This is a genomic window from Pantoea sp. K16 (assembly GCF_048452805.1).
GTDB lineage: Bacteria > Pseudomonadota > Gammaproteobacteria > Enterobacterales > Enterobacteriaceae > Pantoea > Pantoea agglomerans.
Map to the genome: position 1 here is coordinate 47,934 of NZ_JBLWNV010000011.1, position 24,914 is coordinate 72,847.

The 24,914-nt window shown below is 54.1% G+C and carries 24 protein-coding genes; 16 read left to right on the forward strand and 8 right to left on the reverse strand.

Going from position 1 to position 24,914, the window contains the following annotated elements; genetic code table 11:
* The first annotated feature begins 262 nt into the window (after nt 1-262).
* Entirely contained in the window at nt 263-511 is a 249-nt protein-coding gene (locus tag ACK13D_RS15220; protein WP_010247633.1) for a hypothetical protein, read from the forward strand.
* A gap of 65 nt (nt 512-576) precedes the next feature.
* Here ACK13D_RS15220 and ACK13D_RS15225 read toward each other — a convergent pair whose 3' ends face one another.
* Complete coding sequence (locus ACK13D_RS15225) at nt 577-1,209, reverse strand: helix-turn-helix domain-containing protein (RefSeq protein ID WP_418796780.1); 633 nt, start codon at nt 1,207-1,209, stop codon at nt 577-579.
* A 136-nt stretch (nt 1,210-1,345) separates the two neighbouring features.
* Between ACK13D_RS15225 and ACK13D_RS15230 the strand changes: the two genes are divergently transcribed.
* The 3 genes from ACK13D_RS15230 to ACK13D_RS15240 all read left to right on the forward strand — a co-directional run bounded on the left by ACK13D_RS15230 (nt 1,346) and on the right by ACK13D_RS15240 (nt 2,475).
* The gene (locus ACK13D_RS15230; protein ID WP_010247627.1) at nt 1,346-1,729 is read left to right on the forward strand and encodes a hypothetical protein; all 384 of its coding nucleotides are present in this window, start codon (nt 1,346-1,348) and stop codon (nt 1,727-1,729) included.
* Entirely contained in the window at nt 1,716-2,057 is a 342-nt protein-coding gene (locus tag ACK13D_RS15235; RefSeq protein ID WP_010670838.1) for a hypothetical protein, read from the forward strand. The genes ACK13D_RS15230 and ACK13D_RS15235 overlap by 14 nt, the downstream gene beginning before the upstream one ends.
* Before the next feature lie 151 nt (nt 2,058-2,208).
* A complete protein-coding gene (locus tag ACK13D_RS15240; RefSeq protein WP_010670837.1) occupies nt 2,209-2,475 on the forward strand; it encodes a hypothetical protein in 267 nt (88 codons plus the stop codon).
* Nucleotides 2,476-2,513: 38 nt separating this feature from the next.
* Here ACK13D_RS15240 and ACK13D_RS15245 read toward each other — a convergent pair whose 3' ends face one another.
* Nucleotides 2,514-2,753, reverse strand: coding sequence for a DinI-like family protein (locus ACK13D_RS15245; RefSeq protein WP_003854508.1), 240 nt, complete (start codon nt 2,751-2,753; stop codon nt 2,514-2,516).
* Nucleotides 2,754-2,927: 174 nt separating this feature from the next.
* Here ACK13D_RS15245 and iraP point away from each other — a divergent pair, with 174 nt between their 5' ends.
* Nucleotides 2,928-3,227 carry an anti-adapter protein IraP gene (iraP, locus tag ACK13D_RS15250; RefSeq protein ID WP_010247621.1) on the forward strand — a complete coding sequence of 100 codons (300 nt, stop codon included), beginning with the start codon at nt 2,928-2,930 and terminating at the stop codon, nt 3,225-3,227.
* Nucleotides 3,228-3,429: 202 nt separating this feature from the next.
* Here the strand turns inward: iraP and ACK13D_RS15255 are convergent, their stop codons facing one another.
* Complete coding sequence (locus ACK13D_RS15255; RefSeq protein ID WP_008926858.1) at nt 3,430-3,753, reverse strand: DUF6388 family protein; 324 nt, start codon at nt 3,751-3,753, stop codon at nt 3,430-3,432.
* A 254-nt stretch (nt 3,754-4,007) separates the two neighbouring features.
* Here ACK13D_RS15255 and yedD point away from each other — a divergent pair, with 254 nt between their 5' ends.
* On the forward strand, nt 4,008-4,481 hold the full coding sequence (yedD, locus tag ACK13D_RS15260) for a lipoprotein YedD (protein ID WP_010247616.1): 474 nt from the start codon (nt 4,008-4,010) through the stop codon (nt 4,479-4,481).
* 100 nt (nt 4,482-4,581) lie between these two features.
* Here yedD and amyA read toward each other — a convergent pair whose 3' ends face one another.
* The 4 genes from amyA to fliD all read right to left on the reverse strand — a co-directional run bounded on the left by amyA (nt 4,582) and on the right by fliD (nt 8,361).
* Nucleotides 4,582-6,063: an alpha-amylase gene (gene amyA, locus ACK13D_RS15265; RefSeq protein WP_191921389.1), complete on the reverse strand. Its 1,482-nt coding sequence runs from the start codon at nt 6,061-6,063 to the stop codon at nt 4,582-4,584.
* Nucleotides 6,064-6,164: 101 nt separating this feature from the next.
* A complete protein-coding gene (fliT, locus tag ACK13D_RS15270; protein WP_010247612.1) occupies nt 6,165-6,530 on the reverse strand; it encodes a flagella biosynthesis regulatory protein FliT in 366 nt (121 codons plus the stop codon).
* Nucleotides 6,530-6,937 carry a flagellar export chaperone FliS gene (gene fliS / locus ACK13D_RS15275; RefSeq protein WP_033778966.1) on the reverse strand — a complete coding sequence of 136 codons (408 nt, stop codon included), beginning with the start codon at nt 6,935-6,937 and terminating at the stop codon, nt 6,530-6,532. Before fliS ends, fliT begins: the two co-directional genes overlap by 1 nt.
* 11 nt (nt 6,938-6,948) lie before the next feature.
* Nucleotides 6,949-8,361, reverse strand: coding sequence for a flagellar filament capping protein FliD (gene fliD / locus ACK13D_RS15280; RefSeq protein WP_167423313.1), 1,413 nt, complete (start codon nt 8,359-8,361; stop codon nt 6,949-6,951).
* 335 nt (nt 8,362-8,696) lie between these two features.
* Here fliD and ACK13D_RS15285 point away from each other — a divergent pair, with 335 nt between their 5' ends.
* The 10 genes from ACK13D_RS15285 (at nt 8,697) to ACK13D_RS15330 (ending at nt 19,039) form a co-directional block, all read left to right on the forward strand.
* Nucleotides 8,697-9,896 carry a FliC/FljB family flagellin gene (locus tag ACK13D_RS15285; RefSeq protein WP_022625486.1) on the forward strand — a complete coding sequence of 400 codons (1,200 nt, stop codon included), beginning with the start codon at nt 8,697-8,699 and terminating at the stop codon, nt 9,894-9,896.
* Nucleotides 9,897-10,055: 159 nt separating this feature from the next.
* A complete protein-coding gene (gene fliB / locus ACK13D_RS15290) occupies nt 10,056-11,258 on the forward strand; it encodes a flagellin lysine-N-methylase (RefSeq protein WP_163798620.1) in 1,203 nt (400 codons plus the stop codon).
* A gap of 305 nt (nt 11,259-11,563) precedes the next feature.
* A complete protein-coding gene (locus ACK13D_RS15295; protein WP_010247595.1) occupies nt 11,564-12,532 on the forward strand; it encodes an HNH endonuclease signature motif containing protein in 969 nt (322 codons plus the stop codon).
* Between the two features lie 144 nt (nt 12,533-12,676).
* Complete coding sequence (locus ACK13D_RS15300; protein ID WP_003854529.1) at nt 12,677-13,399, forward strand: RNA polymerase sigma factor FliA; 723 nt, start codon at nt 12,677-12,679, stop codon at nt 13,397-13,399.
* Nucleotides 13,400-13,449: 50 nt separating this feature from the next.
* Nucleotides 13,450-13,953 (forward strand): flagella biosynthesis regulatory protein FliZ, encoded by a 504-nt coding sequence (gene fliZ / locus ACK13D_RS15305; protein WP_010247591.1) that lies wholly within the window; start codon nt 13,450-13,452, stop codon nt 13,951-13,953.
* Between the two features lie 218 nt (nt 13,954-14,171).
* Nucleotides 14,172-15,158 carry a D-cysteine desulfhydrase gene (locus ACK13D_RS15310; protein ID WP_010670829.1) on the forward strand — a complete coding sequence of 329 codons (987 nt, stop codon included), beginning with the start codon at nt 14,172-14,174 and terminating at the stop codon, nt 15,156-15,158.
* A gap of 113 nt (nt 15,159-15,271) precedes the next feature.
* Nucleotides 15,272-16,072, forward strand: coding sequence for a cystine ABC transporter substrate-binding protein (gene tcyJ / locus ACK13D_RS15315; RefSeq protein ID WP_158131616.1), 801 nt, complete (start codon nt 15,272-15,274; stop codon nt 16,070-16,072).
* The gene (tcyL, locus tag ACK13D_RS15320) at nt 16,072-16,740 is read left to right on the forward strand and encodes a cystine ABC transporter permease (protein ID WP_003854540.1); all 669 of its coding nucleotides are present in this window, start codon (nt 16,072-16,074) and stop codon (nt 16,738-16,740) included. Before tcyJ ends, tcyL begins: the two co-directional genes overlap by 1 nt.
* Nucleotides 16,737-17,489: an L-cystine ABC transporter ATP-binding protein TcyN gene (gene tcyN / locus ACK13D_RS15325; protein WP_010247571.1), complete on the forward strand. Its 753-nt coding sequence runs from the start codon at nt 16,737-16,739 to the stop codon at nt 17,487-17,489. Before tcyL ends, tcyN begins: the two co-directional genes overlap by 4 nt.
* Nucleotides 17,490-17,953: 464 nt before the next feature.
* Nucleotides 17,954-19,039 (forward strand): acyltransferase family protein, encoded by a 1,086-nt coding sequence (locus ACK13D_RS15330; RefSeq protein WP_010247569.1) that lies wholly within the window; start codon nt 17,954-17,956, stop codon nt 19,037-19,039.
* A 1,625-nt stretch (nt 19,040-20,664) separates the two neighbouring features.
* Here the strand turns inward: ACK13D_RS15330 and putA are convergent.
* Nucleotides 20,665-24,612, reverse strand: coding sequence for a trifunctional transcriptional regulator/proline dehydrogenase/L-glutamate gamma-semialdehyde dehydrogenase (gene putA / locus ACK13D_RS15335; protein ID WP_236351672.1), 3,948 nt, complete (start codon nt 24,610-24,612; stop codon nt 20,665-20,667).
* Nucleotides 24,613-24,914 lie beyond the last annotated feature (302 nt).

A 24,914-nucleotide genomic window follows, 5' to 3' on the forward strand; every position in this document is an offset into this window, starting at 1 on the left:
CGCAGCGGATTAAAGAAGAAAAAAAAGCCCGCCAGCGGCGGGCTAATCGGAGTTTCTCTCATACTGAACACGTCATTTTTCGATGTTTGGGTGTGTACAGCAGGATTATGCTAACCGGGAATCCCTGATGCAGTAATGGACAAACCTGTCATGTCGCTTGCGGCAGGTCACATTCCCGTCGATAAACAGATCGATAAATAAATTCGATTGAACGGATTAGCAAAAGGCATATAGTGGCCTGCGTTACCAGGAGATAGAAATTATGTTAAGAGACTATTTAAAGATTGAAGCTGAAGATCAGTTAATCGAACAACGCTCGCTGAGCCTGAAAAATCGTGGTCAGGAAGAGGTCACCGAATGGATTATTGTAAATAGCCAGGGAGTTAAAAAAGGCGGCGTAACCCTGTTCGATAAACTCAGTACCCGCCGCTCATGGCCCGTCAATTATCGCATTATGCAGACCGATCTGCAGGGCAAAGTGGTAGTAGATCAACTGACCGATGCCCTGTAACTGTCCGGTTATAAACTCAGCCACTGTTGTACGATGAAAAGTGAACCCGCGCCCGGCGGGTTTTTTTATGGCTGGCGGTAGCGTCGCAGTTCCACCAGCGTACCAATCAGCTTCAGGCTGTCCCGGCTGGAATGCAGCTCAGGGAAGTTGATATTGACCGGTGCCAGTTCAAACTGCATGACGCCATTTTCACTGCCGCGCTGACGCCAGGTGCGTAGCAGCACGACCTGTTGCTGCAATGCCAGCACGCAGTCGCCGGGCTGAGGTGACTGCGTGGGATCGATGATCACCACATCATTCCGCAGAATCGCGGGCGTCATCGCCTGTTCTTCCACCCGGAAGGCAAAGCTCTGCTGTGAAAGCGCCATGTCGTTGTGCATCAGCAGTTCATGCCGGACGGAACCGGCCTCGCTCAGCCATCGCGGCACGTCGCGCTGTGCAAGCAGTGGGATCTGGTGCAAACCACTCCAGGCGCTTTCGCTGAAAACAGGACCATCCCCATCTATCAGAAAAGCCGGTGCGCAGCCCAGCGCTTCGGCGAGCCGCAGCAGGTTCTCACCGCGCGGCAGCGTCTCCTCTTTTTCCCATTGCGAAATCGCCACATGGGACACTTTTACCTGTTGCGCCAATTGCTTCTGCGTTAACTGCAGCGATTTACGTCGGAGTCGGATGCGGTCACCCAGCGTTTCGTTTTTCATAAGCTTGACTTTTTGGTTGAGAGTGACTTAAGTATACTTAAGCCTGGTATTTAAGCAATCTTAAATTTCATGCGGGGGACGTGGCTAAGCAGCACGCAGTAAGTTCCAGAGACCTTACCGTACAAAGGGGTGTGGCATGGAAAGTAGTCTGATTACCAGTATGGGTGCGTTAGTTCTGGGTGGGGGGGCAGCAGCACTGTTCTGGAAACCGTTATTGGCGGGAATTGCGTCAATCGTAACCAGTAATCGAGCCGGCGGCGAAATTATTACCAGCTACAAAGAGCAGGTGGTGTTGCTGAAAGAGAGCAACCTGCTGATACGGGAGGAGAACGATGAATTACGCGAACGGCACGACAGGAATCTGCGGCGTATCTCGACACTCGAAACGGATCTTCGGTTAATCAAGAATGCGGTAGGGATTTTACTGGCAATGACCGAAACCGATCAGAACGATAAATTTCGTAATGAGATTGATCGGCTTATCTCAACTCTGGAGGATCGCAGTGATGGCCACGATTAATAGCACTAAGGCACCTATGTCTTACCGGCGCAAAGTTATCCTCGGCTGCGTATTGCTGAGCTGTTCGATGATTTGCATCCTGATGACGATCATTTTTCTCTACGTCAGTAACACCGCAAACAAGCGGGTCGAGGAGATTCGGGCGGATTACCGCTTAATTGCGGCGCGGCGTGATGACAGAGTGGAGCTGCTGACCGATCAGGTTGCAGCAATACAGCATAAGCTGGATGCAATACCGGATCGCATAGCCGACAAAACGGTCATAAAAGTCAAAGAGGTCGTCACTGAGAGTGAGGTGCCAGCCGTGAAATCCGGTCATAAACCATAACTTCCGATTATTCTTAATGCGGCTTCGCTATTATCGACTAGTTTTAAATATCCGGGCAACATTTTGTACCTGAATGCAGGCCCGCTGATTGGCCGGTTGATGAACCGCTAAGCCTACTCACTTTGGATAGATGACCAGAAGGAAATTTAGCATGAGCGATTCAACAGAAACCAAGACCAAAACTGAATATCTGCGTGACGTGACTTCTCAGCTAAAAGAGATGCGTCACTATGCTCAGACCAACACCGAAACCCTTTCCAGCCAATGGTTAGCGTTTGATGCGGGTGAGTATAAAGACAAGACCAACGCCGACCGAATCGATGCGTTGCTTAATAAGCAGGGTAAACTGCTGGAAGATCTGGATGCCGCGATTCAGGACATCGAGATTGAAGTTAATCACAGCGAGCAGGAGAGCTAAGTCATCTCCCGCTAACTGATGTGGTGGCCGTTAAGGGATTAATCGGCCACCAGCCACATTTCCGCTTCGTCGAACATCTCTTCAACAATCCGCGCAACCGTCGCTTTATCGTTCTTACTCAAATCAGTATCAATCGCGTTACGTTCCATCGGCTTGACCTTAACTTCAATGTCAGGAAACACCCGATGCACCCGCTTTTCCAGCTCCTCACGAATCATCTCGCGAGCACCCGGTAAACCGGCAACGTTGCGCTTGTCATAAATCAACTCAACAAACATGATGGCAATCCATTCAGGGCAAAATCGCTGACATATAATACTGTAAATAAAAACAGTAGCAAGGCAGCGCGCCTGATTTCGTGTAAATTTTTATCTCGCATAAACCTCAATCTTCGACTAGCAAAATGCGCACGCATCGCGACATAATGGCGGCTTACTTTTAGGAGGTCCGCGATGCGACAACTGGTAATTGATATTCTGCTAAAACTGGCAAAGATGGACGTCGATGCAAAAGAGTTGACGGCGCAGCTTGAAGCGCAGTCCCTGCTGGTTGCGGCGCTGCTGGTGCAGGCGAAACAGGACAACTCGCTGACTATTTCAGAAACGGTGCAGGATGCCATTGTTACCGCTTCGCAATCTTCGACCGAGTTTCTGCAGTCTGATGTGGATCTGCTGCTGACGCATATTAATCGTCTGCTGGCGGTAGCGAGTTATGTTGAAGTAAAGGGTAAAGCGACGGAAGGTGAAGGGTAGGGGCGGATAAAAAAATTCGCCTCTGGAGGTGGAATTGAGACAACACCTGCAGAGGCAGTGCATCAGCACTATTCGTTAAAGGACAATCACGACCTGAGTCGCACGCCGAAGTTATACACTTTCCCCCGGTTAGTACAATTTTATCTGCAGTGCCGGAACTGGTTGGAGGTGTTTGCAATATACAACTTCAGCGCGGCCCTGATTAGAGCTCGTTTTTGATGCAAAACTCTTCCCAGCTCATCCCCAGCGACTCAGCATGAGATTTGAGATAAGTCTCGATAGCTTCAGCCGCCACCGCTTTATCCGGCTCAGCGAGCTGAATAGAAAAGATCATTCCATCCAGATTCTTCTGCCGCAAAAAGGCCGCATAGATGCGTTCGGCATGCCATTCGCGCAGCTGTCGCAGTGACAGGTTAGCCGCACGGGCATCGCTCTCCGTTAATTCATCAAGTGCAGACTGAAAGTCGGGATGCGCGGTAAAAAACATCTCGCGCGCCTGGGCATAGTAGGCTTCTGGCGTTTTCATATTCATATTCCTGAAAGTCTGTTGCAGCGCGTCAGTGTAGCGGGTTGTCTTCCGCTTGTCAGGCGTGACAAAAGACGGAGTTTGCATCAGTTCAGCCTCTGAACTTCCGGTCAAAAACCTGACCGTGGAGCTCACTGCGGGATAAATTCTGGCGCAATCAGGGTCTGCGTGGTGTTTGAACACCCAGATACCTTGCGCAACGCGGTGGAAAAATTATAACGTAGCCGCCATTGATGGGATCTTAGGGATTAAACATGAAAAAGTGGATGCTGATTGCCGCGCTGGCACTGAGTGGCTGTGCACAAATCAACGATTATGAAAATGCGGTGCAAACGCCGGCGCCCGCTGATCTGCAGGGAACCTGGCAAACCGTCGGCCCACAGAGCAGCCTGATCAGCGACAAGGCGATAGCCAGTGTGATCATTAATGCGGATGGCAGCACGCTGGACTGCCGTCAGTGGATGCGGGTGATTGCGAAGCCGGGCAAACTGACCCGGTTAAGCGGCGATTATGTCAACGTCACGCGTCAGGTGCGGGTGATGCCGCTGGTCGTGGAGAATGGCGAGCTTAGCTATGACAGGATGACCCTGCGTAAAGTGGCGCGTCCGACCGTTGAGTGTCAGCAGGCGCTGGAAGAGGTGGCGAAACAGCCGAAAGCCGCCGTGATTCAGAACATCGAACCGCAACTGCTGCGCACACCGATTACAGAAAACAACGCGAAGTCATAACAGCCGGACCATAACAAAACCGCCCCGACGGGCAGAGCGCACTTCACGCTTCTGCCTGCCGGGGCGGTTTTAGTTTTGAGTCATTTCTTCTGTAACGAGCTTATTCTGCCACCACCCAGACGCTGACACTGCCACCGTTACAGACAAAGACCGCCGTGCCGTGCTCGTCGGCAGTAATGGTCTCTTCCCGATTCCCCAGATGATCGCGCCAGACCTTACCGGCAAAACCTTCACCCATCGGCACGCTTTTCTCACCGGCATCGCCGTTCGACATGATCACCACACAGCCTGGCTGTGTTTCGGTGCCGCTGCGGCTGAAGGCCACGCAGTTTGGGTGATCAAAATAGTCGGTCTGCACGCCCCAGCCATACTGCTGGCGCGCCCGGATCAATCCTTCCAGTTCAGGGATCACCGGCATCTCAATTTTGTGCTTCTCGCCGTCGCCGCCTTCATCTTCATAGGTCGCGCCGAACAGGTCGGGATAGAAGATGGTAGGCACACCCTGCTCACGCAACAGGATCAGCGCATAGGCCAGCGGTTTAAACCAGGCTTCTACCGGTGCTTCCAGCGACTGCAGCGGCTGGGTGTCGTGGTTAGCCACGATCGTCACGGCATGCCATGGATCAGCGACCACCAGCGAGTTAGCAAAGATCTGGCTCATGTCGTAGCCGCTGCCCGCGGTTGAGGCCTGGTGGAAGTTCATGTGCAGTGGCGCATCAAACAGCATGGTTTTGCCTTCCACCTGATGCACATACTCCTGCAGCTTCTCCGTTTCAAACGACCAGTATTCCGCGACGATAAACATCGGCTCCTCAGCAACCTCCTGAATATGGTCGATCCACTCTTTGTAGAACCAGGCCGGGATATGTTTTACCGCATCGAGACGAAAGCCGGTGCAGGGCACCTGTTCCATCACCCAGCGCGCCCAGTATTTAAGCTCTTCCCTGACCGCGTTGTTGCGAAAATCGATGTTGGCACCCATCAGATAGTCGAAATTACCCAGTTCGTTATCAACCTGGTCATTCCAGCCTTCGGCGGTGTAGTCATTGATGATTTTGAATACGCCGTTTTCGTCCGGATTTTCGATGTGGTCTACGCCGCTAAAGCATTTGTGGTCCCAGACAAATTTCGAAAACTCCCCGGCGCGTGCCGGAAACGTAAATTTCGTCCAGGCCTCGCACCCGACCACCTCGTCGTAGATTTCATCGCGGTTATCGGGATTAACGCGGTTAACGCTGATCGTCTCTTTTTCGTCGGCACCCATTTTGTGGTTCAGCACCACATCCAGCAGCACCCCAACGTTGTGACTACGCAGGGCTTCTGTTGCCGCCAGTAACTGCTGTTTGTCGCCATATTTGGTGGCAACGCTGCCTTTCTGATCAAATTCACCCAGGTCAAACAGATCGTAGCTGTCGTAACCGACAGAATAGCCCCCCGAATCCCCTTTGTAGCACGGTGGCAACCACGCCATGGTGATACCGATTTCGCTGAGCCAGGCCGCACGATCGGCGACTTCCGGCCACAGTTTGCTGCCATCCGGGTAATACCAATGGAAAAACTGTAATAACGTTGGGTTTTGCATGTACCACACTCCAGGGGATGATGAAAATCAAGTATGGAGTAAGCGGCAAAAAAGAGACGCCGCGCAGAAAAATAAATCTGGCGGCGTGACAGAGCAGGGGATCAGGAGAGGGTTTCGTGCGGCACCATAACAACGCCGCCTTGATTGCTATAAGCGGACATCACCGATTTCTGGCGGCTGTTCTGACCCACCAGTGAGGCCAGCTCATCCATCCGCGCCTGCAGCAGACGTTTCACTTCACATTCGTTATCGAGAATACGGCGCAGCACCGGACGTAACTGCTCCTGAGTCTGTGCCGACGGCGACACGGCTTCTGTCGATTGGGCTAAGTTCTGCACCGCACTGACATACTCCATCTCCCTGCTGATCAATTCATCCCATTCGCCTTGTGCTGCATGACGCAGCATTCCCTGGCTGAGATCGAGTAACTGTTGGTAAACGGTAATCAGATGCGGTGCAGTAGTCATTAAACGGCGTCCTGAATCAGGTTAGGTTGAACCACTTCTTTCCACGCGTCAGCAATGTTGCGCAGCAGGCCTTCGACCTCCTCGACCGCTGCAACATCATTGTTCAGGTTGGCATGCAACAGGCGACGCGTCATGTAGTTGTAAAGATCCAGCAGATTGTCTGCCAGCTCATCACCACGGTTTTCAGTCAGGCCCTCTTTCAGGCCGGCTTCGATAATATTGATCGCTTTGGAGATAGAGTTGCCTTTGCCTTCAATATTGCCATCCTGCATAAACAGACGAGCGCGGATTAACGCGCTCAGTGCACCGTCGAACAGCATCACAACCAGCTGCTGCTGGCTGGCGCTCATCACGGCGCTTTCTACGCCAATTTTTGCATAGGCTTTGGTGCCTGTAGCGCTGTACATGGTCACTCCTGTTATTTTTTAGACGAATCGGACGTGTCGAACTGCTGCGTCAGATAGGTGCTGGTCGAGTTGAGTTTACTGATGGCCATATCCAGCTGAGTAAATTGCGTTTTATAGCGTGCGATATCGGCATCAATACGATCGCTGGTGGTGTTATAGAGGGTGGTTAACCTATTCAGTGTTTTACTCACGCCATCGGTGGCGGACTGAATAATCCCTTTAGTAGCCAGCCAGTCAGTCAGCTTGCTGTCGATTTTAGCGGCGATACCGGTTTTACCGTCACCTACGATCATCGCTTTCACACCTGCAGCATCTTTATCCAGTGCGCTGTTCAGCTTGGTCGAATCCAGTTTTAATGAACCGGTGGTGGGATCGGTGGTGACACCAATCTGACTCAGTGATTTAAAGGTAGATGTGCTCTGCGAATTAGTGAGCATGCTTTTCAGCTGCGTCTCAATCGTCCGTAACGTACTGTCACCCAGCAGGGCACCATTACTGGAGTCCTGTGCATCGCTGTTGGTATCCACTTTGGTGAATTTGGTCAGGGTATTGAACTGATCCAGCAAAGTATTGTAGGCATCCACCCAGGCGCTGATGGCGCTGGAGGATTTTGAGGTGTCTTTGGTAATCGTCAGCGTCTCATCGCCAACTGTCTTCGCGGTCAGATTTAAAGTAATCCCTTCCAGCGCATCGCTAATCTGATTGCTGCTGTTTTCAATCGCAACATTGTTGACCGTCAGTTTGGCATTCTGCGCAGCGACGCTCTGGGTCATCACGTTGCTGCTGGCGGATGCGTCAAAGCCCACAATCCCCTGCAGCGTGCTGTCACCGGTGACGGCAATGGTCGCCACGGCATTATCACTGCCGGTTTTATTGGCGCTCATAGAGAGTCGGAAACTGCCGTCTGACACCTTAATAATACTGGCGGTGACGCCGGCATTGGCGCCGTTGATGGCGTCACGCATGCCGGTCAGCGAGGTCTGATCGCTGGAGAGCGTGATGCTTTTGCTGGTGCCATCTTTTAAGGTAATCGCGATGCTGCGGCTGGCCACGGAGCTGTCGCCCAGCGCGGCGGTGTTACTACTCTGTACGCCTGAGGTCAGAACCTGCGCCTGTGCCAGCTGCGAGACGTTAATGGCATATTTACCGGCTACGGTGCTGCCAGAAGTGGTCGCGCTGAACGCTGTGGAGCTACTGGCCGCAGTCGTAGCGGTAAACAGGTCAGCACTGTTCAGCTTGGTATTAGCAGCCTGGAAAGTTGTCAGTGAACTTTTCAGGGTGGCGTAAGCACTGAGCTTGGCCGTATAAGCTGTCTGCTGAGTAGAAATAGGTTTGAGTGAAGCTTTTTCAGCGGTGGTCAAACTGTCAAGCATGGTACTGAGTGGCAGGCCGGAACCCACACCGAGGTTGCTTATACTAGCCATATTAATTCCTTTATAAGGTCGACAGAAAATTGATACCTGGGTTATCGGCCTTGAATAAGGAAAGTTTAAGGTTATTTGCCTTAGGGTAATGAGGTAAATAAGCACTACAGAGAAGGGTAATTCAGCGGCTAGAAAATTAATGAATTAAGCCTAAAGAAGTTCGGGCGGGTGGCGATAACTTAAAACGTGACAGGTTGAAGCAGAAAAATTCGCCTGGTACTAAAAAAATTCTAAAGGTTGTTAAACGGCAGACGATAACAACTTTGACGGCGCTGAAGCCGGCGGGTTGAAGCCCACACCTTAACCGAAAGACTTGATTAACAGGAAAATTCATCATGGCCCAAGTCATTAATACCAACAGCCTCTCGCTGATCACTCAGAACAACATCAACAAGAACCAGTCAGCTCTGTCTACTTCAATGGAGCGTCTGTCTTCTGGTTTACGTATCAACAGCGCGAAAGATGACGCTGCTGGTCAGGCAATTGCCAACCGTTTCACCTCTAACATCAAGGGCCTGACTCAGGCTGCTCGTAACGCCAACGACGGTATCTCTGCTGCGCAGACTACTGAAGGCGCGCTGTCAGAAATCAACAACAACTTACAGCGTGTTCGTGAACTGACTGTACAGGCTAGCAGCGGTACCAACTCAGCTTCTGACAAATCTTCAATCCAGGACGAAATCAAATCCCGTCTGAGCGAAATCGACCGCGTATCTGGTCAGACTCAGTTCAACGGCGTGAACGTGCTGGCTAAAGATGGCTCAATGAAAATTCAGGTTGGCGCTAACGATGGCGAAACTATCACCATCGACCTGAAGAAAATTGACTCTTCTACGCTGAAACTGAACACTTTCAACGTGAATGGTCCACAGGGTACACCTACTGCTGCTGCAGCTGCTGACTTCCAGAGCGTTTACGGTTCTACCAGTAACGTATCTAAAGCCACTGTTGCTGAAGGCACAGCTGATAGCCTGGCGACTCGCCTGGGTGTTGCAGCCGCTAACGTCACTGTTACTGCAGATAAAGTGTATAAAGATGACAACGGCAACCTGTTCGCTAAAGTTAACGTGAAATCAGCCAGCGATGCAGAAACCAACAGCCTGAAAGCGAACGGTTTTGACATTGCTAACGGTGCAAACCAGGACTTCTACGTTGCAGTTGATGCGAAGGCTGCAGTAACGACTGCTGGTGGCGATACCGCTGCGTTCACACTGGATACGGCTAACATGAGCCTGTCTAACGTGACCTCGGGTTCAACTTCTGATCCACTGAAAAAGCTGGACGAAGCGATTGCCAGCGTTGATAAGTTCCGTTCTTCACTGGGTGCGATTCAGAACCGTCTGAACTCAGCCGTGACTAACCTGAACAACACCACCACTAACCTGTCTGCAGCACAGTCTCGTATTCAGGATGCTGACTACGCAACTGAAGTTTCAAACATGTCTAAAGCGCAGATCGTACAGCAGGCTGGTAACTCAGTGTTGGCTAAAGCTAACCAGGTTCCACAGCAGGTTCTGTCTCTGCTGCAGGGCTAATCACCCAACTTATAAAAGACAAACCCCGCTTCGGCGGGGTTTTTTTTATGCCTGCGATTAGCCTGTTTTTGCCCTGTTTCTCTGCCAATCAATCTCCCCGCGTTACTTTATCCTCACAGTAAGACTCTTTTTTAAATGCCTTTGTTGAGCAGGTAAATAATGAAAAATATTACTGTCGTGGAACCGCTCTTTGTCAGCGCCTTCAAATGTATTGGCAGTGAGTGTCGCGATCACTGCTGTAAGGGCTGGGATATCCACCTGGATAAGCCCACGGTCAATCGCTATTTAAAATCCTCGCTGATTGAAATCAAAACGCTGGCAGTTGAAAACATCACCACCACCCGCAAAAGCTTTGCCAGTTGGGGAACTATGAAGCTTAATGCTTCTGGCAACTGTGCATTTATGGATGAAAATCGCCTGTGCAAAGTGCATTCCCGGCTGGGTGCTGCCGCACTGAGCAACACCTGTGCGACCTATCCCCGAGCGGCGAACACCTTTAAATATGAACAGCAAAAAACGTTGGCGCTCTCCTGTCCGGAGGCGACCCGGCAATTATTAGCCTCACCTGACGCGATGCTGTTCGGGGAGAGCATCAGGCAACAACCTTATGGCAATAAAGCTAAAGATCTCGATCAGCAAAAGAAATTGCTGAATCTGATGTGTCTTAACATCATTAAATTCAGCGGCATTCATCTTGATGAAGGGTTTTACGCGCTGGCCAGCTTTCTGCTGGGTGCGGAAAGAGTAAGCCCTGAAGAAGACTGGCTGGTCCAGATGGAGCATCATTTTTCTGATGTCCTCAACAACCTGACACAGGGTGAAATCAGGCTGCAGCTTGACCAGGTTAAACCTGACTATAACCTGCAATGGTCTTTACTGTTGAGATTGCAAAGCTGGTTCAGCACCATGGCGGATAAGCGCGCCTTTCCTACCCTGAATCACTACGTTAATAAGCTGATTTACATTCAGGCCGAAGGGGCCAAAACCGATGACGTCAGTCAGCCAATGATCCGGCTGGACAACGTCTGGCAGAAGCAGGTTATGCCCTGGCTTGCTGAACGGCCATGGATAATGAATAACTATATTCAGTACCGCATTTATGATGATTTCTTCCCTAATAACGAAAATCACAGCCCGTTACTGAGCTTATATCTTCTGACGGCAGAATGGTTCCTGCTTAAATCACTGATTGCGGCCAATGTTGAGTTGGTCGGAACCGTCAGTGAAGAGGATATTATTAATATCATCTACAGCTACCACTCAATAACAAAACATACGCCACAATCGGTGATGGCGTTTCTGGCCGAGATTGATAAGGTCAAGGTCAATGACGATTTGTCGCTGATTTACCTGCTTAAATAATCTGAGGCGATGCAGCTTCGCATCATCGGCATCGCCCATTTGTCCCTGATAGCTACGGGCGGGCATTAGCTAATTGCTGAAAGAATTGCAGCTGGTGTGCTGGCTTATTTTTATGCCAGCAGCTCCAGGTAATGCAACGCAATTTAACACCCGCTTCCTTCAAACTGGTTTCCTGACCACAACCTTGCAGGCTGCCTGTCTCTCAATCCCAGGCAATCCCCCCAGCCCGTTACAGTTCCCCTCCAGACTGCCGATAACTCTTCACAGAACAACATCATTTTTGATTTTAACTTTGTGGAGTGTCTATGCGCTTCAATTATGACCTGTTACCGGGTGAGCGGCTGACCTTTGAAGAGATCGCCCGGCGTTATGCTCTGCAATACCCTGATGATAAAGAGCTGACGGCGCGCGCCTTGCTGAGTCCGTCAACCGGCCTGCGCACGCTGAAAATCCGCGCGGTGTTCGCGCAGGAAGAGAGCAACAGCCCGCTGGAGGATCTGCTGTTCATCTCCCATGACAACGAACGTAAAAATTATCTGCGTCGCTTTGAGCACTACCTTAAGCAGAATCTCTCCTTCCTCTATTTCCGTCGCAGCGATAGCGAAAAGCGCGACAACCTGTGGAAGGTGATGGGCAGCAGCCAGGTCTTCGCGATGATCGATCCGCAATCCGCCACGGCACAGAATCTGCTGAACAGTCGCGGCTACAAACTGGTGCTGATGCATCAGGATGATGAAGACGCTTACTGGCAGCTTTTCAATCCACAGGCGGATCCCTGTTTTCCGCAGTCGCAGCGCATTCAGTTCATCGTGGTGCTGAGTACGCCGCAGCACAAAGTCCCGGCGGCGGTGATGCCGGGAACTGAGGTCGGGCGTCGTGTTAAAGCCCGGGTGCTGCAGCGCGCCAGCCAGGCGGAATTCAGCGCCGGTGTCAAAGCCCGCTACGGCGCCTGTGTGATGACCGGTACCGAGCTGACCGAACGGCATAACTGGCCCTGGGTGGAAGCCTGCCATATCGACACGCAGGAAGGGGATGACGGTGTACTGGCAGATAACAGCATCGATAACGGCCTGTTTTTACGCAGTGATTTGCAGCGGCTGTTTATTAACCGACTGATTAGCATTGATGGTGAATCGGGCGAGATTCTGGTGCATCCTGGCGAGGAGGCGCAGCAGCATCTTGCGCCCTGGTATCAGGAACTGGAAGGTCGCGTCTGCAGCCTGTGGGCGGCAGTGCCGCCCGCCACCCGGCAACGGCTGCGTGCCCGTCGTTAATCTTCACTGAAGAGTGCAGAAGGATCTGCACTCTGACGTAACAAAAATGAAATAGCCTCGTTTTACCCCGCCTATTCAGCCAATCGAAAACGCTACAGAATTGGATAATCATGCCGATAACTTCATTAACGCAGGGTAGTCAACGTGAACGATTTCTATACCGCCGAAGGCGTGATGGACAAGCATTCGCTCTGGCAGCGCTACGTGCCGCTGGTGCGCCATGAAGCGTTGCGTCTGCAGGTTCGCCTGCCGGCCAGTGTTGAGCTTGACGACTTGCTGCAGGCGGGTGGGATAGGGCTGTTAAATGCCGTAGAGCGTTATGACGCGCTCCAGGGTACAGCCTTTACCACCTATGCCGTGCAGCGTATTCGTGGCGCCATGCTCGACGAGCTTCGTAGTCGGGACTGGGCACCGCGCAGTGTGCGTCGTAATGCACGCGAGGTGGCCGGAGCAATGCACAGAGTGGAACAGTCGCTGGGGCGTTCTGCCTCTGAGCAGGAAGTGGCGCAGCAGCTGAATGTTTCCATGGAGGAGTACCGGCAGATCCTGCTGGACACCAACAACAGTCAACTTTTCTCCTACGACGAGTATCGGGAAGAGCACGGCGACAGCGCGGAGCTGGTGACGGAAGGCCATGAAGAGGCTAATCCGCTTCATCAGTTGCTTGAAGGGAGTCTGCGTGAGCGCGTCATTGAAGCGATCGAAGCGTTACCCGATCGTGAAAAGATGGTGCTGACACTGTACTACCAGGAAGAACTGAACCTGAAAGAGATTGGGGCGGTGCTTGATGTGGGTGAATCCCGTGTCAGCCAGCTGCACAGTCAGGCGATTAAACGCCTGCGTGCCCGACTTGCGGGAGCGCGCTAGCAGTATCAGTTCCTGGCGATTCAAAATTATAAAAAACCGGGGACTCAGTAATGGGAGCCAAGACCAAGGCCAGACCGTTAAGTCGTTATCTTAAAGACTATAAACACAGCCAGAGCAACTGTTCACACTGTGGCAAGGTATTAGATCGAATGGCGCTCGTTTTTCGTGGCCAGATCATCAATAAAGAGGCCATCGCTCGGATGGACCAGATGATTGATGAGCAGCTGTGGCTGAAACTTCAGCCCGAACTGACCGCGCTTTGTCGTTTTTGCAGTGATATTTTTTGTAATACCCATCCTAATTACTTCGACATAATGGCGTTTAAACAGTATCTGTTTGAACAGACAGAGATGAGCCCCAGCACAATTCGTGAATATGTGGTGCGGCTGCGTCGTCTGGATGAGATGCTGAAAGCCAGAAATTTCCCGGCCGACAGGCTTCAGGGAAATAGCTGGCATCAGTGTCTGGAAAGCGATCTGCCCGATGCCGGTAATAACAATTACCGCATCGCGCTGCGCAAGTACGATCAGTTCTTAGGCTGGCAGCAGGGTTAACCCTGATCTGCACCGATTGCTCCCCCGCGTGCCTGCGGCACGTTCCCCTTTTGCCCGCCAGCCGGGTAGAAGGGAAGGGGGAGCACGGCGCTTCTTTCTCCTGCAACTTTCACTACGCATCTGTCTCACCGCATCTGCTGACACCTGAATCAGGGTGATCCTTTTCGCATCTTCTGCAACACTGTAAGGATAAATTGAATGCCCGAATGGAGGCAGCATTGTCTTTACATCTGTTACACCAATTCCCACGTCTTGAACTGCTGGGCGCACCCACGCCGTTAGAACATCTGCCACGGCTCTCTGACTACCTGGGTCGCGATATTTTTATTAAACGCGATGATTTCACGCCGGTGGCGATGGGCGGCAATAAGCTGCGCAAGCTGGAATTCCTGGCGGCGGACGCGCTGCGTGAAGGCGCCGATGTGCTGCTGACCGCGGGCGCTATCCAGTCCAATCATGTGCGTCAGACGGCGGCAGTCGCGGCCCGGCTCGGCCTGAAGTGCGTGGCATTGCTGGAAAACCCGATTGGCACCCACGCAGAAAACTACCTGAGCAACGGCAACCGACTGTTGCTGGATCTGATGGACGCTGAAGTGATCATGGTGGATGCGCTGAATAACCCTGCGGAACAGCTGGCTGAACAGGCCACGCGTCTGGAAGCCCAGGGTTATCGTCCTTACATCGTGCCGGTCGGCGGCTCAAATGCGCTGGGTGCACTAGGCTATGTAGAGTGCGCGCAGGAGATTGCTCATCAGAGCGAAGGCGTGGTCGATTTCGCCGCCGTGGTCGTGGCCTCGGGCAGTGCCGGTACCCATGCCGGACTGGCGGTAGGTCTGGAGCATCTGCTGCCGGAGACCGAGCTGGTGGGCGTCACCGTTTCACGCCAGGTTGAGGCGCAGTTGCCGCTGGTGGAGCGGCTGCGTCAGTCGCTGGCGGAGACGCTGGAAGTGCAGGCTAAGGCACCGATTACCCTGTGGGATGACTACTTTGCGCCGCGCTACGGCGAACCCAATGATGAAGGCATGGCTGCGGTGAAACTGCTGGCGCGGCTGGAAGGGATCCTGCTGGACCCGGTCTACACCGGCAAGGCGATGGCCGGACTGCTGGATGGCGTGAGCCAGAATCGTTTCCGCCGTGAAGGTCCTTTGCTGTTTATTCATACGGGCGGCGCACCGGCGTTATTTGCTTATCATCCTTCGGTCTGAGACAAGCGAATAAAACAGTTTATACTCCGTGGGTTATCCTACTGGACTGGCAGCGACAAGCCGTGCTGCCCTTATAAGAACACACACACAATACTGTCAATAATGGGGTGAATATGTCCTTTTCTCGTGCAGGTCGTCAGATGATGATGGGCGTCATGGCCGTGGCGCTGATTGCTGGCGTCAACGTTAAAACCTTTGCAGCGGAAAATCTGCTTAACAAAATTAAAGAGCGCGGCACGCTGCTGGTGGGTCTGGAAGGAACCTATCCGCCATTCAGCTTCCAGGATGAAAAGGGCAAGCTGACCGGCTTTGAAGTGGAATTCGCGGAACAGCTGGCACAGCACATGGGCGTCAAGGCGAGCCTGAAACCGACCAAGTGGGACGGCATGCTGGCCTCACTCGACGCGAAGCGCATCGATGTGGTCATCAACCAGGTCACCATCTCTGATGAGCGTAAGAAGAAGTATGACTTCTCCACGCCATACACGGTCTCCGGCATTCAGGCGCTGACCATGAAAGCCAATGCGAACACTATCACCAAACCTGCTGACCTGGCCGGTAAAAAGGTGGGCGTCGGTCTGGGCACCAACTACGAGCAGTGGCTGCGTGAGAATGTGAAGGGCGTGGACATCCGTACCTATGATGATGACCCGACCAAATATCAGGATCTGCGCTCTGGCCGTCTGAATGCCATTCTGGTTGACCGTCTGGCTGCGCTGGATCTGGTGAAGAAAACGGGCGATACCATGGCGGTCGCGGGCGATGCGTTCTCTCGTCAGGAATCGGGCGTGGCGGTACGTAAAGGCAACGACGACCTGCTGAAAGCGATCGACCAGGCCATTGTTGACATGCAGAAAGATGGCTCGCTGAGCAAGCTGTCTCAGAAATGGTTTGGCGCGGACGTGACGAAATAATGCAGGAAAGTCTTCAACTGGTGCTGGATTCAGCACCTTTTTTATTAAAAGGCGCGCTGTTTACGCTGCAGCTCAGCATCGGCGGCATGTTCTTTGGCCTGCTGCTGGGCTTTATTCTGGCGCTGATGCGTCTGTCGCGCTTCTGGCCGGTTCGCTGGCTGGCACGAATCTATGTCTCGATCTTTCGTGGCACGCCGCTGATCGCCCAGCTGTTTATGATCTATTACGGCCTGCCGCAGTTTGGCATTGAACTGGATCCGATCCCCTCCGCGATGATTGGTCTTTCCCTGAATACCGCAGCCTATGCCTCAGAGTCACTGCGTGGCGCGATTTCATCGATTGAGCGCGGGCAGTGGGAAGCGGCGGCAAGTATCGGCATGACGCGCTGGCAAACCCTGCGCCGGGTGATCCTGCCACAGGCAGCCCGCACCGCGCTGCCTCCGCTGGGCAACAGCTTTATCAGCCTGGTAAAAGATACCTCGCTGGCGGCGACCATTCAGGTACCGGAGCTGTTCCGTCAGGCGCAGTTGATCACCTCACGCACGCTGGAAGTCTTTACCATGTATCTGGCAGCCTCGCTGATCTACTGGGTGATGGCAACGGTGTTATCTGCGTTGCAGAACCGGCTGGAACAGCATGTTAATCGTCAGGATTCGGAGTCGAAATGAGCGCCATCGAAGTCAGAAAGCTGGTGAAGTCTTTTAACGGCCAGACGGTGCTGCACGACATCGACCTTGATGTGGCCGCCGGTGAAGTGGTGGCCATTATCGGCCCCAGCGGATCAGGTAAAACCACGCTGCTGCGCAGTATCAATCTGCTGGAAGTGCCGGATAGCGGCACCATCCGCGTTGGAGAGATTACCGTTGATGCAGCGCTGGCACAGAGTAAGCAGAAAGAGCAGGTGCGTCGTCTGCGTCAGCAGGTCGGGTTTGTCTTCCAGAACTTCAATCTGTTTCCGCATCGTTCGGTGATGGAGAACATTATTGAAGGGCCGGTGATCGTCAAAGGCGAAGCGAAAGCGGATGCGGTAGCCCGCGCCCGCACGCTGCTGGAGAAGGTCGGGCTGCACGGCAAAGAAGAGAGCTATCCGCGCCGTCTGTCGGGCGGGCAGCAACAGCGCGTTGCGATTGCGCGTGCGCTGGCGATGCGGCCGGAAGTGATCCTGTTTGATGAACCGACCTCGGCACTGGATCCGGAGCTGGTGGGCGAGGTGCTCAGCACCATTCGCGCGCTGGCCGAAGAGAAACGCACCATGGTCATCGTCACGCATGAGATGAGCTTTGCCCGCGATGTGGCTGACCGCGCCATTTTTATGGATCAGGGGCGGATTGTGGAGCAGGGCGAAGCGAAAGCGTTGTTCAGTAACCCTCAGCAGCCGCGCACCCGTCAGTTCCTTGATAAATTTCTGAATCAGTAATCCACACTGCCTTCCCAGGAAGGCAGTTTTAACCTGTTTAAAACCCTCATTGTTTAAGCTGCAAATGGCTATGGTCACGTTATTAACAGGCGCAGTATCATAAATAATTCTGCTGCTGTTAAACCTTTTGGCACATCTGACAAATCTTTTCTTTTCATCGGGGATATATTGGCTTTTCCCGTTGCCACTTTCTCTTAATTATATTTTCTGAATTATGAAGCAACATTATCCTTTAAACAGGCTGCGGCACTGCTAATTAGTGTGTTGCGTCGATATTAATAAGTGTAAGGAAACGTTCTGCTGAGTAAATAACTGTGGTAACAGGGCCACTCAGCGGCTTTTAAGAGTTTCGCTACATTCATCACCGGTTCAATGGCGAATAATTGCCGGATAATCATAAAAGCAATACTGATTTCCTCGCTTTTACTTTCCAGCATTCTGACCTACACAGCAGGAGTCATTGAATGAACCAGACTAAGTCAGATCAGATATTGTGGGTAGATACCCTGAAGGGCGCCTGCATATTACTGGTGGTCCTGTACCACACAGTTTTACCCGGCTTTGAAGGGACGATGAAATATCTCTCTGCCGGATGGATCCCCGCCGAAATATGGATACAGTTTAATACGGTACTGTCGCCGCTGCGTATGCCCGCCTTTTTCTTTGTCTCGGGATTGCTGGCGACCAATGGCATTCTGAACCGGCCATGGAAGCAGGTATTTACCAGTCGCATCACCAATCTTTTTTATCTCTATATTCTGTGGGGGTTTATTCAGTGGTGGTCAATTATCGGTATCTCCACTGAAATTACCGGCCAGCGCATTTCGCAGAACCTTAATGCCGCCTATGCGGGTTCGCTATTCGAGTTTCTCAAGCTGACCTTTATGGCTATGAGCACCTCGTGGTATCTGTATGGGCTGGGACTCTATTTCCTCTGTGCCAAAGTTTTCCGTCAATATAAGCTGGCCCTGGTGGCGGTGGCGATCCTGCTGAATTATCTGGCGGCAGAAAAAGTGATCCCGTTCTGGGGACCCCAGAGCCTGGCCCAATATTTTGTGTTCTTCCTGTTAGGGGCATTCTGGAGCCAGACGATGCTGCGCCTGAGTGAATGGCGACGTGAGAATCTGATGCCCTGGGCGCTACTGGCGGCAGCCGCCGGGATTCATGTGCTATTCGGTCTGGATAAGAGTCTGTTCCTGTGTGTACTGGCGGTGTTATTCAGTATCGCGGCCTGTCGCTGGCTGAATCAGCACTTCAGCATGCGCTATCTCAACTGGGTTGGCCGCAATACGCTGCAGATTTACGTCATCCATCGTATTTTTATCGAGTTTTTTGGTATGTCTGCGATTCTGTTCGCGCAGCGGCATCATCTGTTCGAGCAGGCGTGGTTTTCGTTTCTCTGGGCCTGTTTCTATCCGGTGGCCATCGTGGGTCTCTGCTCGCTCTGTTCAGTGGCAATCTGGTCGCTGACCAATCGCGGAGTCGGGCAGTCGCTGTTTGTGTTCCCGACGTTAATGAAAAGGGCGCCTGGCGGCGCGAGCGGTGGGTAAGTTACGCTTTGCAGCGTTAGCAGCGGGCTGGCAATGAGTAGGTTTCGCTTGGCAGCGGGCTGACATTCAGCGGGTTACGCCCGCCAGCCGAGGGGGGGGTTGAGATCCCTTAGCAGCGGGTATGCTCTGAGTAAGTTTCGCCCGCCAGGCGATGGGGAGTTTCAGGTTGCCTGTGCAGGCGGACGCGTCAAGGGGCGGACGCCCGCCCCTTAACAATCCCGGCGTCCGGCTGCCTGCGCGCCCCGCTGTGCGGGGTGCCTTCGTCACGCCCTGCGGCCGACGGACCGTCCGGACTCGCCATCCCTGGCTCGTGCCGTCCTTTCGCCGACGTCCTGTCGGCTCCTCCTGGCCTCCGGTTGTTCCTCAGCGCTGCGGACGCCTCTGGTAAGCCCCTGCCGGTGGGTTTGTCACCCAGACTGGCTGGGCTCAGGCCGCTGAAAGCGTGGAAAGATTCATAAGGTTTCGCTTTGCAGCGGGCTTGCACTGAGCGGGTTACGCCCGCAAGGCGATGGGGCGTCTTAGTTCACTTAGCCGCGCGTTAGCGCTGATAGGGTTACGCCCGCCAGGCGATGGGGAGTTTCAGGTTGCCTGTGCAGGCGGACGCGTCAAGGGGCGGACGCCCGCCCCTTAACAATCCCGGCGTCCGGCTGCCTGCGCGCCCCGCTGTGCGGGGTGCCTTCGTCACGCCCTGCGGCCGACGGACCGTCCGGACTCGCCATCCCTGGCTCGTGCCGTCCTTTCGCCGACGTCCTGTCGGCTCATCCTGGCCTCCGATTGTTCCTCAGCGCTTCGGACGCCTCTGGTAAACCCCTGCCGGTGATTTCTTTGTGTTTTCTTTAGTGCAGCGTTGTCTGGTGATCCGAAAGCCAGTCTCAATTCCGGAATCTCACCGCAACACTCTTAGTGACCTGAAAACGAGATAACAGCGGTTAGGGTTGAATGCCATTCTGTCTGCCGACCCGATAGCAAAGACAATCCCAAAAACCCACAGCGATAAAGCACTCAACATAAAAAGCAGAGATAACAGCGGGTGGGTTGAATAACATTCGGTCTGCTGAGCAAAAATTCAGAGGCAATCCCAAAAAATTACAGCGATAAAGCACTCAACATCAAAAGCAGAGATAACAGCGGGCGGGTGGAATGCCATTCTGTGTGCTGAGCCGAAAGTCAGAGGCAATCCCAAACTCACAGCGACAGTGAACCCAATATAAGAAGAAAAGATAACAGCGAGGGGGTGGGGAGGCCGTCAGAGCCGCTGAGCGGATGAGGGATTTCAGGACGAGCGACAGGGATGTCGCGAAGAGGCGGGTTCGCGCCAGGGATGGCGCGTCCCGCTGGTCCGTGAGAAATCCTGAAGAGGCGAAGGAACCGCGAAGCGGCGGTGAAGCAGGCCGGAGCCCGGGGTCAAGGGGGCGCGGCGACTGGCGCCCCCTTGTCGGTCGCCTGCAGAGGCGAATCTGAAACTGCCTGGCTTACCAGGCGAACGAAACCTTCTCATAGCCCGTTCGCGCAGCGAACAACTCCAGCTCCAGCTCCGGACCTCAGCCCGTTCGCGCAGCGAACAACGCCAGCTTCAGCACCGCACCTCAGCCCGTTCGCGCAGTGAACAATCTCGCGAACGCCCCTTACCCTATGGTCATCAGGCTCGCATTACCGCCTGCCGCAGCGGTATTCACACTCAGCGAACGCTCAATCAGCAGACGCTCCAGCAGCAGATTGGTCTCGCCGCGGGCAAAGCCCTGCACCGACACAATCGCACCTTCACGTGCGGCAATCTGTTCACACAGGGTACGCAGCTGATCGGCATCACCGTGATAGATCACCGCATCAAACTCTGCCGCTAACGGGTCACGCGCCAGCGTGATGCGAGCTTTAACTGCATCCGGCAGCGAGGCCAGCAGGGTGCGATGCAGCTCATCATCCTGCCACAGTGCTTTACTGCCGACGCTGGTCACCGCGGCCAGCTGGATTAACGCATCCTGCTCGTTATCAGCCAGACAGAGCACCTGATCACGCGGCAACAGTGAGAAGGTATTGCGCTCGCCTGTCGGGCCAGGCAGCAGACGGACCACGCCCGCCTGCGCCAGATCGCCATAGTGCTGGCAGAGTTCAGCCAGTTCAGGCTTATCCTTAGCCCAGTTGCTAAGTGCCAGATGCGGGGCCAGCAGTGACTGACGCAGCGTGCTGTCCGCCGGGCGTTCTGCATCCTGACGATCAAAAGTCAGACGCAGCGCACTATCCGGACGATGCGCCAGCAAGCGGTAAAGATAGAGCGGACCGCCGGCTTTCGGACCGGTACCGGATAAGCCCTCGCCACCAAACGGCTGTACGCCGACCACCGCGCCCACCATATTGCGGTTGACGTAGAGATTGCCGACTCGGGCGTTCGCCGTAACCTGTGCAATCGTTTCGTCGATGCGGGTATGTACGCCCAGCGTCAGGCCATAGCCGGACGCATTGATCTGCTCAACCAGCTGCGGCAGGTTATTGCGGGTGAAACGCACCACGTGCAGCACCGGGCCAAAAATCTCTTTATCCAGATCGCTGACCTGGCTCAGCTCAATCAGTGTCGGTTTAACAAAGGTACCGCTATTCCACTCTTTGCTGTCCTGCGGGTTTTCCTGCACCGCCTGATAGACCGTGAAGCCTTTATTACGCATCGCCTGAATATGGCGATCGATATTGGCTTTCGCTTCGGCATCAATGACCGGACCGATGTCGGTCGAGAAGCGTTCCGGATTGCCCATGCGGCACTCCGCCATCGCGCCGCGCAGCATCTTCAGGGTATGGTCGGCGACATCTTCCTGAATGCAGAGCAGGCGCAGGGCAGAACAGCGCTGTCCGGCACTGTCGAAGGCAGAGGCGACGATATCGATCACCACCTGCTCAGTCAGCGCGGAAGAGTCAACGATCATCGCATTCATGCCGCCGGTCTCAGCAATCAGCGGCACAGGACGACCGTGCTGGTCAAGACGACCCGCCAGATTACGCTGCAGCAGTGTCGCCACCGCAGTAGAACCGGTAAACATCACGCCACGCACCCGAACGTCACCGGTCAGCTGTGCACCGACGGTTTCACCCTGACCTGGCAGCAGTTGCAGCACGCCTGGCGGCACACCCGCATCCAGCAGGATCTGAACCGCCTGTGCGGCAATCAGCGGTGTCTGCTCGGCCGGTTTGGCCAGCACGCTGTTGCCCGCTGCCAGTGCAGCCGCAATCTGACCGGTAAAGATCGCCAGCGGGAAGTTCCATGGACTGATGCAGACCACCGGGCCCAGCGGACGATGGGTTTCGTTGTCGAAATCGTCACGCACCATTCCGGCGTAGTAATAGAGGAAATCAACCGCTTCGCGCACTTCCGCGATGGCGTTGTTGTAGGTTTTGCCCGCTTCACGCACCAGGATGCCGAGCAGCTGCTGCATCTGGCCTTCCATGATCTGTGCGGCGCGTTCCAGAATGGCGGCACGCTCCTGCGGTGGTGTGGCAAACCAGATTGGCCCGCTGTTCACCGCGGCATCCAGCGCCACAGAAACTTCCTGCTCTGTGGCTTCACGGACCTGACCTACGCGGTCGCCAGGCGCTGCCGGGTTCAGAATGTCGCGCAACTCGCCGGCACCCGCTTCACCGTCGATCATTGGCTCGGCCAGGCAGGGCTGTGCGGCGCTGCTCAGCAGGGCGCTGGAGAGTGAGGCAAGGCGGTGTTCGTTGGCCATATCCAGACCCGCAGAGTTAACACGGTTATCGCCATACAGATCGCGCGGCAGGGGGATTTTCGGATGTGGCAGACCAATGGCGCCTTCGCTGGCACCCAGCTTCTCCACCGCGCTCACCGGATCGGCCACCAGTTCATCAATCGGCAGCGAGGTATCGGCAATGCGGTTAACAAAGGAGGTGTTGGCCCCGTTTTCTAACAGGCGGCGCACCAGATAGGCCAGCAGGGTTTCATGGGTACCGACCGGCGCATAGATACGGCAGGGACGGTTAAGCTTCCCGTCCGCCACTTTGCCGACCACCTGCTCATAGAGCGGTTCGCCCATTCCGTGCAGGCACTGGAACTCATACTGACCGGGATAGTAGTTGTTGCCCGCCAGCTGATAAATCGCCGCCAGGGTGTGGGCATTATGGGTAGCGAACTGCGGATAGATCAGGCTTGGCACGGCCAGCAGTTTGCGGGCACAGGCCAGATAAGAGATATCGGTGTAAACCTTGCGGGTGTAGACCGGATAGCCTTCAAGGCCTTCCATCTGGGCGCGTTTGATTTCGCTGTCCCAGTACGCGCCTTTCACCAGACGAATCATCAGGCGACGGCGGCTGCGCTGCGCCAGATCGATCAGCTCATCAATCACAAACGGACAGCGTTTCATGTAGGCCTGAATAACGAAACCGATGCCGTTCCAGCCTTCCAGCTCTGGCTCGAAACAGAGTTTCTCCAGTAAATCCAGCGACAGTTCCAGCCGGTCCGCCTCTTCTGCATCAATGTTGATGCCGATGTCATAGGAGCGGGCCAGCAGCGTCAGCGATTTCAGAATAGGGTAGAGCTCTTCCATCACGCGCTCATACTGCGCGCGGCTGTAGCGGGGATGCAGTGCTGAGAGCTTGATAGAGATGCCGGGACCTTCATAGATGCCACGACCATTCGACGCTTTACCAATGGCATGGATCGCCTGCTGATAAGAGAGCAGATAGGCTTTGGCATCGCCTGCCGTCAGGGCCGCTTCGCCCAGCATGTCATAGGAGTAGCGGAAGCCTTTCTCTTCCAGCTTGCGGGCGTTAGCCAGCGCTTCGGCAATGGTTTCACCGGTGACGAACTGCTCGCCCATCAGACGCATCGCCATATCCACGCCTTTGCGGATCAGCGGTTCGCCACCCTTACCGATAATGCGGTTAAGCGAGCTTGAGAGATTCGACTCGTTGTGGGTCGAGACCAGGCGGCCGGTAAACAGCAGGCCCCAGGTCGCCGCGTTGACAAACAGTGACGGGCTGCGTCCCAGATGTGACTGCCAGTTGCCGTTGCTGATCTTGTCGCGGATCAGCGCATCGCGCGTTGGCTTGTCGGGAATACGCAGTAGCGCTTCAGCCAGACACATCAGCGCCACACCTTCATGGGAGGAGAGAGAGAACTCCTGCAGCAGGCTCTGCACCATGCCAGCGCGTCCGGTTGCCCCTTTCTGGTGCCGCAGCTTGTCGGCGAGCTGATAAGCGAGTTGATGGGTTTTCTCTGCCAGCGCCGCCGGTAAACGTGCCTGTTCCAGCATCATTGGCACCGCATCGGTCTCCGGACGACGCCATGCGGCGGTCACCGCTGAACGGGTCACTGACTGAGGTAAAATCTGCTCTGCGAAATCAAGGAACGGCTGGTGCGTCTCCTCTGGCTGGGTGTCGTCGGACTCCGCGGCCGCCTGAGCAGAAAGCGGGATCTCCGGCACGGTATCGCCGGTTTCCAGCTGGCCCAGGTAGTTAAAGATCGCCTGTTTAATCAGCCAGTGTGGCGTGCGATCGATGCGCTGCGCAGCCAGTTTGATGCGCTCGCGTGTCGCGTCATCCAGTTTTACACCCATGGTGGTTGTAGCCATGACTCCAGAGCTCCTTGATAGTGGTTCGATACGGCGTTGGCTGCACTATCACTTAAGTTGCAACTTTGTGCAACCGTGTTAAATGTGAGCCAGTTAACACCCTTTTAACGTCGACGATTGTTAAATCCCGCAATGCGGCACGGATATTGCTGCAAGATCCTCGCCAGGCTGGCAGACCCGATGAAAAGCGGGTTTCAGGCAGGTAATACGATGGTGCAACCGGATAACTGTGAGCGAGTGCAACCTATGAGCACGTTTTCACAAACGGTTAGTGAAATCACTGTAACGCCTGTGTTAAATCC

Bases quoted from the DNA above. Each gene is read 5' to 3' on its own strand.
- amyA (WP_191921389.1), bottom strand. From the start codon at position 6,063: ATGCAAAACCCAACGTTATTACAGTTTTTCCATTGGTATTACCCGGAT.
- fliZ (WP_010247591.1), top strand. From the start codon at position 13,450: ATGGGAGCCAAGACCAAGGCCAGACCGTTAAGTCGTTATCTTAAAGAC.
- ACK13D_RS15295 (WP_010247595.1), top strand. From the start codon at position 11,564: ATGCGCTTCAATTATGACCTGTTACCGGGTGAGCGGCTGACCTTTGAA.
- tcyL (WP_003854540.1), top strand. From the start codon at position 16,072: ATGCAGGAAAGTCTTCAACTGGTGCTGGATTCAGCACCTTTTTTATTA.
- fliB (WP_163798620.1), top strand. From the start codon at position 10,056: ATGAAAAATATTACTGTCGTGGAACCGCTCTTTGTCAGCGCCTTCAAA.
- ACK13D_RS15235 (WP_010670838.1), top strand. From the start codon at position 1,716: ATGGCCACGATTAATAGCACTAAGGCACCTATGTCTTACCGGCGCAAA.
- ACK13D_RS15240 (WP_010670837.1), top strand. From the start codon at position 2,209: ATGAGCGATTCAACAGAAACCAAGACCAAAACTGAATATCTGCGTGAC.
- ACK13D_RS15255 (WP_008926858.1), bottom strand. From the start codon at position 3,753: ATGAAAACGCCAGAAGCCTACTATGCCCAGGCGCGCGAGATGTTTTTT.
- ACK13D_RS15220 (WP_010247633.1), top strand. From the start codon at position 263: ATGTTAAGAGACTATTTAAAGATTGAAGCTGAAGATCAGTTAATCGAA.
- ACK13D_RS15285 (WP_022625486.1), top strand. From the start codon at position 8,697: ATGGCCCAAGTCATTAATACCAACAGCCTCTCGCTGATCACTCAGAAC.
- putA (WP_236351672.1), bottom strand. From the start codon at position 24,612: ATGGCTACAACCACCATGGGTGTAAAACTGGATGACGCGACACGCGAG.
- ACK13D_RS15230 (WP_010247627.1), top strand. From the start codon at position 1,346: ATGGAAAGTAGTCTGATTACCAGTATGGGTGCGTTAGTTCTGGGTGGG.
- ACK13D_RS15330 (WP_010247569.1), top strand. From the start codon at position 17,954: ATGAACCAGACTAAGTCAGATCAGATATTGTGGGTAGATACCCTGAAG.
- yedD (WP_010247616.1), top strand. From the start codon at position 4,008: ATGAAAAAGTGGATGCTGATTGCCGCGCTGGCACTGAGTGGCTGTGCA.
- tcyJ (WP_158131616.1), top strand. From the start codon at position 15,272: ATGTCCTTTTCTCGTGCAGGTCGTCAGATGATGATGGGCGTCATGGCC.
- fliD (WP_167423313.1), bottom strand. From the start codon at position 8,361: ATGGCTAGTATAAGCAACCTCGGTGTGGGTTCCGGCCTGCCACTCAGT.
- ACK13D_RS15225 (WP_418796780.1), bottom strand. From the start codon at position 1,209: ATGAAAAACGAAACGCTGGGTGACCGCATCCGACTCCGACGTAAATCG.
- iraP (WP_010247621.1), top strand. From the start codon at position 2,928: ATGCGACAACTGGTAATTGATATTCTGCTAAAACTGGCAAAGATGGAC.
- ACK13D_RS15245 (WP_003854508.1), bottom strand. From the start codon at position 2,753: ATGTTTGTTGAGTTGATTTATGACAAGCGCAACGTTGCCGGTTTACCG.
- tcyN (WP_010247571.1), top strand. From the start codon at position 16,737: ATGAGCGCCATCGAAGTCAGAAAGCTGGTGAAGTCTTTTAACGGCCAG.
- fliT (WP_010247612.1), bottom strand. From the start codon at position 6,530: ATGACTACTGCACCGCATCTGATTACCGTTTACCAACAGTTACTCGAT.
- fliS (WP_033778966.1), bottom strand. From the start codon at position 6,937: ATGTACAGCGCTACAGGCACCAAAGCCTATGCAAAAATTGGCGTAGAA.